7 protein-coding genes are annotated in these 13,060 nt (G+C 42.6%); 1 reads left to right on the top strand and 6 read right to left on the bottom strand.

Annotated elements, in window-relative coordinates:
• Nucleotides 1-179: 179 nt before the first annotated feature.
• From VMW78_02475 to VMW78_02495, 5 genes are all read right to left on the bottom strand, one after another.
• Entirely contained in the window at nucleotides 180-2,171 is a 1,992-nt protein-coding gene (locus VMW78_02475) for a tetratricopeptide repeat protein (GenBank protein HUV49875.1), read from the bottom strand.
• Nucleotides 2,172-2,279: 108 nt separating this feature from the next.
• Nucleotides 2,280-5,045 carry a tetratricopeptide repeat protein gene (locus VMW78_02480; GenBank protein ID HUV49876.1) on the bottom strand — a complete coding sequence of 922 codons (2,766 nt, stop codon included), beginning with the start codon at nucleotides 5,043-5,045 and terminating at the stop codon, nucleotides 2,280-2,282.
• A 15-nt stretch (nucleotides 5,046-5,060) separates the two neighbouring features.
• Entirely contained in the window at nucleotides 5,061-7,451 is a 2,391-nt protein-coding gene (locus tag VMW78_02485; GenBank protein HUV49877.1) for a tetratricopeptide repeat protein, read from the bottom strand.
• A gap of 18 nt (nucleotides 7,452-7,469) precedes the next feature.
• Nucleotides 7,470-8,654: a glycosyltransferase family 9 protein gene (locus VMW78_02490; protein ID HUV49878.1), complete on the bottom strand. Its 1,185-nt coding sequence runs from the start codon at nucleotides 8,652-8,654 to the stop codon at nucleotides 7,470-7,472.
• Entirely contained in the window at nucleotides 8,651-9,826 is a 1,176-nt protein-coding gene (locus VMW78_02495; GenBank protein HUV49879.1) for a glycosyltransferase, read from the bottom strand. The genes VMW78_02490 and VMW78_02495 overlap by 4 nt, the downstream gene beginning before the upstream one ends.
• A gap of 167 nt (nucleotides 9,827-9,993) precedes the next feature.
• Here VMW78_02495 and VMW78_02500 point away from each other — a divergent pair, with 167 nt between their 5' ends.
• The gene (locus tag VMW78_02500) at nucleotides 9,994-11,520 is read left to right on the top strand and encodes a glycosyltransferase (protein ID HUV49880.1); all 1,527 of its coding nucleotides are present in this window, start codon (nucleotides 9,994-9,996) and stop codon (nucleotides 11,518-11,520) included.
• A gap of 129 nt (nucleotides 11,521-11,649) precedes the next feature.
• On the opposite strand, the gene VMW78_02505 is transcribed toward VMW78_02500, so the two are convergent.
• Entirely contained in the window at nucleotides 11,650-12,828 is a 1,179-nt protein-coding gene (locus VMW78_02505) for an ATP-binding protein (GenBank protein HUV49881.1), read from the bottom strand.
• Nucleotides 12,829-13,060 lie beyond the last annotated feature (232 nt).

Genomic DNA, 13,060 nt, shown 5'->3' on the forward strand with positions numbered 1-13,060 from the left:
ATCCTTGCCAAAGAGTTTTTACTCTTTACCCCGTTAAATCTGTAAGCTATTTAACCGGGGCTTAATCCTTACTCCTTAAATCCTTAATGCCCACCTCCTTTCACCGTATTTATGGACTAATCTTTTTATCCATTTGATATGTTTATCGGAAGGTAGAGGGAATTGCTTTAGGATTTTTTTCAGGCTTCAAGCTCTTTAATATGCCCCTGCATGAGACTTAAGATCTCAGGGTCTTTTGGATCTATGGATAGAACAGTTTCAAGTATACTTGCGCCACGAACCGGCTCATTCATGTTAAAAGCCAGTCGGGAAAGCCTTTTGAGACCACCTGTACTTTCCGGACCCAGGTGTTTGACCATGTCTAAGGCAATTTCAAAAGATTCGAATCTTTTTTCTTCGAGGAGTTTCCCTGCAATGCCGACAAATAGTTCCGCCACCTGGGAAACGGATTCTATGAGGAGGTCTGCAGGGAGGTTGAGAAGTCTGAGTATTTTTTCGCAAACCACTATCATGGATTCCAAATCGCCCGCTTCCAGGTGGCCCCTTGAAAGAGCAAGCAGGAGATAAACATTTTCCGTTAAATCATCCGTGCACTTTTTTAGATACTCCCTTGCCCTCGCATAATCGCTCTGTTTGAAATAAAAAAGGCCTAAATTCAGATTGCCCTTGGCAGAATCAGGATCAATAGCAAGAGCAGCGCGGTATTTTCCCTCGGCCACATCCTTTGCCCCCTGCTCTTCCAGAGCCAAGCCCCAGTTAATCCAGGCATCAACATGGTCCGGTTTTCTCTTTACCGCTTTTTCAAAGGCCGCAGCAGCCTCATCATGCCTGTTCAGTTTCAAGAGGAGCAAGCCCCGTTTAAACGGGATTTCCGCATTCTCTTCAAATGTGGTTTCAATTCGGTCATATAGCGTTACCGCCTCATCAAGTCGGCCCAGACGCTCATAGTTTGCGCCCAGTTCCTGGAGCCCTCGTTCATACTTTTCGTTATCTGCGGGCAATTTTTTCAAGAACCAGATCGCCTTATCCCATTTTTTCAGCTTTGTAAGATTCAATCCGATCTCTTCCGTCAGGGTGTCACGGTCACAACCGGGTGTACGTCTTAACGCTTTTTCTAAAAAATCGATGCCTTCATCATGTTGGTCCTGATAGAGATGGGCATAACCCATGGCCCGCAGGATCACCCAATCTCTTTGAACAGTCTCAAAGTTAAAGGTGGTAAACCGGGAAATATCATTTTGGAGTTCATCCCTTAACCTGAGAAACTCATGGCCGTGTTCAAGAACCTTATTGTACTCCTTTTTCACAAATTTGATCCGCGCAAGACAGTGATGGAGATCTAAACTCCAATCGAAAGTAATAAGGCCTTTCAGGCACACGGACTCTGCTTCATCAAATCTTTCTAAGTTAATCAGAGATTCGGCTGCGACAAAGTATGTCCATGAAAAGCTATTGTCGAAAACCCCCTGCGCATCCATTTTTTCCAGCGTAAGTTTGGCTTCCCGATAGGCCTCCTCGAATTCCTTCATGGCCATCAGCGTCATGGCAAGATGATGCCGGGTAGGCAAATCATCGGGAAACTCTTTAATCTGTTTTTTTAGAAGTTTCAGGGATTTTTGTTGCTTGTTTTTCATCTGATCCGGCGAGATGTCATATCCGTAATGCCAGAGTATAATGGGAGACGGTGTGATTTTATCCTGAATAAATAGCTGGTTATGGACATATCCTCTATAGTGAAAATTGAGTCCGTTCTTGAAAAGCCTTGGCGAACCTGACTCGGTGTAATATATACCGTTTTCCTGATAGCTTCTCACATTAAATGCAATAACAGCGGTCGGCGCCTCGTTGACAACCGCACGAATCAGCGGCGCTGTTTTTGCATCCAATTTTTCATCTGCATCCATAATAAGTATCCAGTCCCCGGAAGCATAGGAAATAGATTGATTGCGGTGCTTGCTGAAATTGTTTTCCCACGGGTGATGATAGACATTGGCTCCATAGCTTTCGGCTATCTCAATTGTTCTGTCGGTTGAACCGGTATCCACTACAACAATTTCGTCCACGTAGTCTTTGACGCTCTTCAAACACTGCGGAAGAAATTTCTCCTCGTTCTTTACGATCATGCACAGGGAAATTCTTTTTTTGTTCTTTTTGCTTTTTTTCTTAGCCATTTTTTGCTCCGTTTCTTTGGTCTATTATAACAAGGTATTTCGCCCAATTTCATGTTTCATCTGAATCCTTTTTTGCTATTTGGGGTTACATTGTCTGGCCCATAAAAGTTACGTGTTTTCTCCGGGTGGAACCGCAGCTTTTTGGGCCATAATATTAAGACTGATTGGGATTCCGTGAAATTTCATTGTGCTGGTGTCTTTGAAGATCCCGAAATCATCAACCACTCTCAGGTTAATGAACCCTGCCTTTATCAGAAATGTTTCCAGAATCTCCCGGTTAAATCCAACCTTATGGTAATCATAGGCGCTGGTTTGGCCCCCAAACATCATGCGCATTACGTGGAAGCGTTCCTGCAAGTTTAGTTTGTCCTTCATCAGAAACAGATTGGCAAGCTTGTCCATGTCGGGAACGCTGATATAAAGCTTGCCACCGGGCTGAAGCACACGGGCCCACTCCTTGAGGACTGCATCAAGTTCGCTTACATAATCGAAATGTTCCAGCACATGTGAGGCGTAAATCTCTAAAAAAATCTCATCACCAAACCGTGATAGATTTTTGGCATCGCCAACATGATCCACAGATTTAGCGGGCACGGCATTGATTACTTCCCATTCCGGGTGGAAAGCCTTCCCTCCGATATGAAGTTTTCTGATGAAAAAATCTTCACCATTTTGATTGATAGCAGATGCCTGTTCTGAAACAGACGGCTTGGAGCTTATAGACACTTTCCGAGATTGATATTGACCGCACCAGTGCCCCCACATCTTTCGGAAAGCATCTTCCAGGGCACAGGTAAAACAGTGGGCATCAGTTAAGGCTGAATGTGACATCATATCACGCAAATTTGTTCGCAACTTTTCGAGACATTTCAAGTCGCCGGCCAGTTTCACCGCTTTTTCCACATAGTCTTCAGTCGTTTTCGCAATGAGTTCCGGCAGTCCCATATTTGACAATAAACTCACCCACACACGGGACCCATGAGTCTGTCCTGCCAGCACAATCACGGGTACGCCCATCAACAATGCTTCGCAAGTCGTCGTAGCCCCATTGTACGGGAACGTGTCAAGCCCGATATCAACGCTGTTATAAAGCTCTAAATGTTCGGCAAAAGTTGATGTAAATCCAATTAAATTTACCCGTGCAGCGGTAACACCATTTTTAACGAACATTTCTCTTATGTGCTGCCGCGTATTTTTATCAGCAAGCGGCTTGGATTTCATAATCATCCGGGCATCGGGCACTGCCTCTAAAATGGCAGACCACAGCGCAATAACTTCCGGTGTTACTTTGGCGAGATTGTTAAAAGACCCGAACGTGATTTGCCGATTCGTGAGAGCAGGAAGCTTTGTCGTTTCAGGGCAGGTGCCTGGCAGTCTATAACACAAAAAACAGTGCGGCAAACGCACCAGTTCCTCTGTATAAAGGTGATCTGTTTGTCCAGAGGGGTCGGCCCATGAATCTGTAATTCGATAGTCCATGGTTGAAAGACCCGTGGTGTTTGGATACCCAAGGTACGTTGCCTGGATCGGAGCAGGCTTGCGGGCAAATAGCAGCATTCGATTATAGGCAGTGTGTCCTGCAAGATCAACGAGAATATCTATTTCGTCTTTATGTACCAGGTCAGCAACCTGTTCGTCGGACATTCCAGCAATATCCCTCCAGCAACCTGCCAGGCTCTTAAGATGATCTGTAGCTGCATCGGGACAGACAACATCAGAGTAACAAAAAATTTCAAAAACAGAACGATCATGTGATGCAAGTATGGGTTCTATAAAGTTGACAACAGGATGCATACAAAAATCAGGTGAAACATAACCAACTCGAAGACGGCGTTCTGGTGATCTATCGTTGAGGTGGGGTTGTATTGTATTGGACAGGGGCAAAGCATGAAGTTTAGCCCATTGCTTATGATCCAGAAACAACTGCACTGAATCTATAGATTCATGGTAGTTTGAGACATAGAGAAGGTTGGAATGCGCGGCCACAAAATCCGGTTTTATCTGCAATGCTTTTTGATAACACGAAATCGCTTCGTTTATCCTGGATTGACTTTTGAATACGGCTCCAAGGTTGTTGTATGCTTCTGCGTAGTCTGGATTTAACTCCAGGGCTTTTTTGTAATGCAAAATCGCTTCGTCTAATTTGCCTTGAGGATAAAATGCAATACCAAGGTTGTTGTATGCCTTTGCGTAGTCCGGATTTAACTCCAGAGCCTTTTGAAAACACGAAACCGCTTCGTCTAACCTGTCCTGAGCATAAAACGCAACACCCAGACTATCCCAGACCTCAACTAAGTCCGGATTTAACTGCAAAGCCTTTTGATAATTCCAAATCGCTTCGTCTAATTTGCCCTGAGGATAAAACGCAATACCAAGATTGCTGTATGCCTCCGCATAGTTCGGCTTTAACTCCAGGGCTTTTTTATAATGCAAGATCGCTTCGTCTAACCTGCCCTGAGCTTTAACCGCATTACCCATGTTATTGTATGCTTCTGCATAGTCCGGATTTAACTCCAGAGCCTTTTGATAACTTAAGATCGCTTCGTCTAAGCTGCCTTGAGATTTATATACGCTGCCAAGACTGAGATAATAAACTGGTTCTTCAGGGCGTGTTTGAATGGCTCTGTTGATCAGGTTTGCTGCAATATCATTTTTGCCGGACTGATGTGCTATAATGCCTGACAGGTGCAAGGAGTCTGAATGATTTGGATTAATTTCAAGTATTTCTTTATAAATTTCTTGAGCCTTTTCAAATTGCCCAGATTGATGGTACTGAAAAGCCTTTTTTATTTCGGTATCAATATCAAAGGGCAAATTGCCCATCTTTCCGGATGCTATTTTAATTTTTTCTCTCTTATTCTTTTTATGGCTCATTTTAAAATAAAGCTCCTATACAATCGATCCCCTATCTTCACATACAGCAACATATCTTTCCCACATTCTAATATAAGCTTCTTCCACGTTCCTTGCAAAAGCACTTGCATCACAAAGTGGCGAATTTATCATTTGATCCCTTAAACCATTTCTGAGAGCTGCTAATTTCTCAATATCCATTGAAAGTTGAAGTGCAATCTCCACATATGATTTTGGATCATTCGCAATCAATTCTCCTAGGCCAACATGTTTCAGGATGCTGGCTCCAACACGTCCGAAATGCCGATCCCCAAGCATCGTAACAACTGGAACACCCATCCACAAAGCCTCACAGGTTGTTGTGGTGCCATTATATGGAAAAGGATCAAGCCCAATATCAATCTTGCTGTAAAGACCTAAATGATCTTTTTTATTTGGCAACCAACCAAAAAGCTCAATTCGATCACCTGAAATTCCCTCTTTTTCAAACATCCCCTGATACTTTGCTTTCACTTCTTCATCCTTCAGTTGTCTGCTCTTCATTAAAAAATGAGCGTTCGGTAGTGCATGCAAAATATCGGACCAGAATTTTACTACTTCAGGTGTGGTTTTTGTCAGGTTGTTGAAATTTCCAAACGTGATATATCCTCGTTCCAAACATGGCAATCTTGATATCTCAGGAGCAGATTCATCACCTTTGTAGCAGAGAAAACCACTTTCCAAACGTATTAATTCCTCACTATGCAGATTATCTGCTTCTCCAACGGGATCGGCAACCTCATCTGTAAAACGGTAATCAATCGCACTCATCCCGGTTGTACTCCCATACCCTAACCAGGTTACTTGAATCGGTGCCGGCTTATATGCAAAAACCAAAAGCCTGTTTTTTGCTGTATGCCCCGCAAGATCGACAAGAATATCAATTCCATCTCTCCTGATCTGTTCCGCAACGTCTTCATCGCTCTTCCCGACAATGGAAAACCAATTATCTGCTTCTACTTTTAGACGCTCGGTTACATTGTCCGGCTTCATTACGTTTGAATAACAATAAACCTCCACATTCTCTTTGTTGTGTGCCTTGATAAGCGGCTCGAAAAAATAGGCAACAGAGTGCGTCCGAAAATCAGGAGATACATACCCAATTCTTAATTTGCGCTCTTTCTCTTTTATGTTGGCATAAACCGGCTCTTTTCTCAGAAGTGTTTTTGCGTGCTGCTGATCCCATTTTATAGATTCATTGTAGATATCTTCCCCGGAGATATTTGGAAAATAATTCAGGTTACGCAATAGGTTTGAGTGTGCCTCGGCATAATCCGGCTTGATGATAAGGGCCTTTCGATAACTGGCAGTCGCTTCTTCCAGTTGCCCCCGCTCTATGAGTGCATTACCAAGGTTATTGTGCGCTTCAGCATAGTCCGGTTTGATGATGAGGGCCTTTCGATAACTGGCTGCCGCCTCTTCCAGTCGCCCCTGCTCTATTAGTGCATTACCAAGGTTGTTGTGTGCCTCAGCAAAGTCCGGTTTAATGGTAAGGGCATTTCGATAACTGGCTGCCGCCTCTTCCAGTCGCTCCTGCTCTTTGAGTGCATTACCGAGATTGCTGTGTGCCTCAGCATAGTCCGGCTTTATGATAATGGCTTTTCGATAACTGGCTGCCGCCTCTTCCAGTCGCCCCTGCTTTATGAGTGCAATACCAAGATTGTTGTGTGCCTCAGCATAGTCCGGCTTTATGATAAGGGCCTTTCGATAACTAGCTGCCGCCTCTTCCAGTCGCCCCTGCTTTATGAGTGCATTACCAAGGTTATTGTGCGCTTCAGCATAGTCCGGCTTTATGATAAGGGCTTTTCGATAGCTGGCAACCGCCTCTTCCAGTTGCCCCTGCTCTTTGAATGCATTGCCGAGGTTGTTGTGTGCCTCAGCAAAGTCCGGCTTGATGGTGAGGGCCTTTCGATAACTGGCTGCTGCCTCTTCCAGTTGCCCCTGCTTTATGAGTGCATTGCCGAGATTGTTGTGTGCCTCTACGTCGTCCGGCTTTAACTGCAGGGCCTTTTGATAACTCAAGATCGCTTCGTCTAACCTGCCCTGAGCTTTAAACACGTTGACAAGGCTGAGATAATAAACTGGTTCCTCAGGGCGTGTTTGAATGGCTCTGTTGATCAAATTTGCTGCAATATCATTTTTGCCAGACTGATGCGCTATAATGCCGGACAGGTGTAAGGAGTCGGAATGATTTGGATTAATTTCAAGTATTTCTTTATAAATTTCTTGAGCCTTTTCAAATTGCCCAGATTGATGGTACTGAAAAGCCTTTTTTATTTCTGTATCAATATCAAATGAATGTTTTTTTATAGGAACATTTTTTATTATTAATTTTTGGTTATGATATGATGATTTTTTATATTTTATTTTGTTCTTCTTACTGCTCATTTTAAAATAAAGCTCCTGTCATTTATTAGTGGACGCGAAAGCCTCAATAATTTCATCTGCGCCTATAGCCTGGAAGCAGGGGCTGATCCTGTCCGGTGCGAATCCAATTTCCATGCACCCACGGTGGGTCTCCTCACATGGTCCTTTGCATTTTGCTCCCTGATAGTCTGATCTCACACCAATGATGCTTGGATAGTCCGAGATGTGTGTCTCTGGAGGAAACGGTCCGAACAAGGCCACTCCTGGTATACCTAACGCACCGGCTGCATGAACAATCCCTGTGTCAACAGAGATAATCGCATCAATTAGTGAGATAGCGGCAACGGTATCGTGAAAATCGGTTATGAGATGTGAAAGATTTTGAACCTGGGCTTTGTATGCCCTAACTTCCTGTTCCATGACATCAGCTACAAAGCGATCTTTAAAAAAAACAGCGTGATACTGATCTGCTAATCTCTGAGAGATTTCAAACGCCAGCTCTGGCGAGGCATTTTTATGAGAAAACCTTGATTTCCAGTTTATGTACAACAGCCTTTTCCCGGTCCGGGAACGAATTTCATCTAAAACAGGACGTAATCGATCAACCCTCTTTGGATCGGGCGATATAGAAGGCAACGAGAGCTTGTCTTTCAACTCTGCCATGCCGAATTCTTGCAAATAAAGGTCCTTCATGGATGTATTTTTTGTCTGCTTCTGGTTTAAGTGGGTAAGATTTATTATAATATCAAACCGGCGCAATTCCTTCAGAGTCACATGATTTGTTCGAATTTCATAAATATAAGGAACATCTGGATAGGGAAAATTTTTAATCCAGCTACCGGCAAGTGTTATTTTGGGCCGTTCGCCGGTCTTTGTTATTTCCTCATATAATAATCTAAAAGCCGGCTGTACAAGGATCGTGTCTCCCCATCCATTGAACGTCATAATAAGAACATTTTTTCCATGCAGGTCCTGGCTTCCATCAAACAATTCCGGCATATAGAATCCATCAGCGAGATTAAGCTGTCCGGCAATCTTAAGTTTTTCACTTCCCGATTGATTCCGGATTAATTGGGCTGAAGAAACCGGAAGTATGAGAATGCTGCCGGGGTCGGCAAAAGCGCTATTAAGACATGCCGGAACAGTAATCCCAACGCCGTCAACATTGACAACAAAAGGGTGAATTGATTTTACAAAACAGAGTCCGGGATATTCAATTTTCATGACAACACTGTTCGGAAGATCTCATCCGCCCTGTGAGAATATGTGTGGCAAGCAAGAACCCTGCTTCGAGCTCTTTTGGCCATCTCCTTTCTTTCAACATCATTATTTAAGAAGTAGCCAGCTTTATAAATAAGGTCTTCTATGTTTTTGTATGATGCAATTTCATCATGGGCAAATAAATCCCTTAGATCGTTTCTTTCATCCGTCAGCAATAAACTTTCACAGGCTGAAACGTCAAAAGGTCTCTGGTTGACAGCTTGTGTTAGTTGAAATTTAGATATATTTATATGAACAGCATGCCTGTTGTATACTCTTACGACAGCATCGTCAAAATAGTTGACTTTTCCCTTCCAACCACTACCCACTATTTTTGTCCAGATTTCATCCCCATGCACAACAAGCTCAAATGACCTGGCCAACCTGCCTATTACTTCAAACCTCAATCTCAGACTTGCTTCCCTCTCAACAAAGCCTTCCAACATATCTTTGATAATGTCAGGGAAAGCCTCAAAATCAATACTAAACGAGTTCATGACATCTTTCAAAACACCACGGGTGGCGACACCGACAGACTCTCCTTGTTTGTTAATGGCAGTTTCCACAGCTTCAAAGAAAATATCGCTTGAATCTCCAAGCATATTATCAATATTTGCCGCTAAATATCTAATCGTCTTATAATCGGAGTCCCCGATAAAACAAATATTTTTCTCTTTGGCAGTGTCATTCAAAGGTCTAAATCGATCAGGGTTTGTCGCTAAAGGGAGATAAAAAATATTATCAAAATCGAGCTCCTTCAATAAAGCCATATATGACCTGTCAAATACAAACATATAAGAATTCGATTTCACATAACTATTTTTGAAATCGACTTTCCTTGGTTTATCCACAAACCAGGTGACAAAAGGTATCCCTCTTTTGGCATACTCATGGGATAGATTGCCTTCATTGTCTAACCCGAATCCATTAAAGCTAAAAATCATTTCCGGCTTGAAAGTATCAAGTATCCTGGTAATATTTTTACTTGAGAAAAGTTGAGCAGTATGACCTTCGGCGGTTTTTCTAATTTTTATAATCTCTGTATGCAAGTCTATATTAAGCTTAGTAAATCCTTGAACCATATCTGTGTCCATTAGTCCAGTCGGCTGTATGAACATAAATACTTTTCTACCCATAAATACTCCGTAATTAACCAAAAACTAAATTTAAAAAAAGCAAAGCCGTTAAAATGTGACGTATGGTCTTAACTTTACAAACCCGAACCAAAGTGGTATCAGATAATGAGGAAATGGCCAAGAAAGCCAGAAGCAGGGGTTAATGAGATACTCAGAAAAGTGATGTCATGAAAAAACGATTACTGATTGCGCAAGTTGAACCGCCACAAAAATTAGAAGGCGGGGATTATTTTTATAGGGCACACGCTCCTGGAATAGCTATGGCCCAAGAGAAAGAGGTATATGTTATCAATCTCACAAATGCTCACAGGAAAAAATTTGAGATAATGGCAAAGGCTGATATCCTGATTCTGAACAGTGTCTGCGATCCTGACCTTCTGCCGGTAATCGCAAAGAGAAAATCAGAAGGAATGCTTACTGTCTATGAAATAGGAGATGATTTTGATGCCTTGGAGTCATGGAATCCAGTCTATTTTTTTTACAAAAATAAAGAAAATCTGGCCCTGGTTTACCGACTGGCAAATTATTGTGATGCCATTCAGGTTACATGCCAGGAGTTAAAAAAATGCTATGGTCACTTAAATATTAATTGTGAGGTTTTCCCCAATCAGATCCTGCATGTACCATCTGAAAGGCCCCAAAAAGAGACTCCAAATCTTGTTTTAGGCTGGGCCGGGTCTCATGGTCACATTGAAGATATTGCTGAAATAGCGGGTTGTCTTATCAATTGGGTCATGACACAGCCCAATGTATCATTATCTCTTATGTGTTCAGAACCCATCTGGAACCTATTTGATTCCCTGCCTCAAGAGAAAAAAAAGCATATAAAGCCTGGCGCAATAGATAATTACTACGATTTCCTGTCAGAGGTTGATATCGGTATCGGCCCTATGAAAAACACCCCCTATAATCGCTCCCGTTCCGACGTAAAATTCCTGGAGTATGCTGTTTCAGGTGTCGTTCCTGTTATGCAGCGGCTGGAGCCATACATTGGCTCAGTTGACCATGGAAAGACCGGTTTCCTCTATGCCAGCCCAGATGAATTGATAGAAATTTTAAATAGCTTGGTAAACAACCCGGCTCTTTTAAATGAAATAGCAACCGCTGCAAGGAAATATGTTCTCCAGAAACGTTTACAGCTTAAACATGGCAAAGACAGGACCGCTTTTTATAGAAAAGAACTCTCCGGATTAAAAAGAGATCATGCACGGATTGGACAATCCACGGAATCTTTTGAAGAGTGGTCTAAGCTCGAAGGGGCTGTCAGAAATAATAGACATTTGGAACTGAAACCAACAAGATTCGAAAACCTGCTCCATGATGGTCTGGTGGCTTCGCAGCTAGGAAAAGATCGAGAACTGGCCAAGCAGTTTTTTGAGGAAGCCTCTGCCATTGATCCTAATAACTACCTTTCTTTTCTATATGGATATTCAGTTTTATCAGATCCGGTTATGTCTTTGCGTGAAGCCCTTGAACGTAATCCTGATTCATTAAAGGCCTGGATTTTGCTCGGTGAAGAGCTTGCAAAAAGGGGAAAAATCAAGGAGGCTTTTGGGTGCTTTAACTCCGCAGCCATGGTCTGTCCTCAATATGAAATCCCGCTTCTAAGAGCCGCCTTCTTATTGGAAAAACTTGGGGAAAAATCGCAAGCTGAAAACCTTTATGATAAAGCCGCAAAATTGACGATTAATTAAACTTTTTCCCATTCAAATGATCTGATATTTCTGTTTTTAGAAAAATTATTGTATGGAATGGAAGCAAATTCAAGCTCTTTTTGATTTCGAAGCACGCCCGCGCCAAAACTCCTCACCTCATTTTTTCCTTTAATCAATAATTTCTTTCAGCCACCCTGGGAAAACAGACCATGGAAGCGCGATATTTTCTCCGGGCAAATTCCTTGTTTTATCAATCCTGCACACAATTACCCCCTGTTGTGAAGCATCGTTGCCGGCAATCTCTTTAAAGCGGTTAAGTCCTTTTACATGGTTGAATGAAGGGGTTGAAGTCAGCTTTATTTCTATCGGCCATAGTTTCCCCTTTGCCTGAATAATCAGATCAACTTCAAGCCCGCCCTGGGACCTCCAGAAAAAGGCTGAGGGTCTTTTCCCGCAATTAAAAAAAGCCTTCCAGACTTCGCTTATAATCAAACCCTCAAAGAGCGCCCCTCCCATACTTCCACTGAGCGCTGCCTGTGCTGATGGCTGCCGGGTCAGGTAGCATACAAGAGACGGGTCGTTAAAGTAAAATCTGGATGTTTTTACCAGCCGTTTGCCTAAATTCTTGAAAAATGGCGGGAGCATTATGGAAAGGTAGCTTGCTTCAAGTATTTTAGTCCATGATTTAATGGTTGGCTGACTGACACCGCAATCCCTTGCAAGATCCGCGGGATGGAATTCCTGAGAATGAAAAGCAGCGCACAAGTTTACAAACATTTCAAAAGAACGAAAATTACGGATATTCTCAAACTGACGTATGTCCCTTTCCAGATAGGTTTGAATATATGACTTAACCCATAAATCGCGCTTTTGAGGATAACATACCGGTTCAGGAAAGAGCCCCGTCCATAAGATATCTTCAAGTCGCCTTGCCCGGCCATTGCCCTCGTTCAAACAGAATGGAGGTAGTTCAAGGATAGCAATTCTGCCGGCAAGCGTTTCGCTGACATTCTTCATCAGGTGAAACTGCTGGGAACCGGTCATGATCCACGTGCCGGGGTTTCTGTTCTTGTCTATCCTTATCTTTATATATTGCAGAATTTCAGGAACATATTGTATTTCATCAAGAATCACAGTTTTTCCATTAAACTGGTCCAGAAATCCATTGGCATCCTGCAGGGCAAAATCACGGTTTAAGGGGTCATCGAAGGTAACATAAGCAACATTTTTCATTTCGTGCTGTAAAAATGTTGTTTTACCGGACTGCCTTGGCCCGGTAATCAAAACAGCTGGAAATTGTCTGATACAGGCCTGGAATGTTTTTTTTAATTTTCTCTGGATATACATATTATCACCCAAATTAAAGTTGTATTTTAATCTGGATTAAAATACATTCCGCAAAGTATGTCAATTTTAATTTTTACCCGTACCTTTGCATAACCCCCACTTTTGCCCAATTTTAGTCATTGCGAGGAGCAAGTGAGCCTTTAGCCGCTTTTTCTACCTGTCGCTCCAAATCCTGCAAAGGATATTTTCCATCCATTTTTTTTGTTAGGGTAAGTTTTACTGCTCCTTTTCT

The sequence above is a fragment of the Anaerolineae bacterium genome (assembly GCA_035529315.1).
GTDB lineage: Bacteria > Desulfobacterota > Desulfobacteria > Desulfobacterales > ETH-SRB1 > Desulfaltia.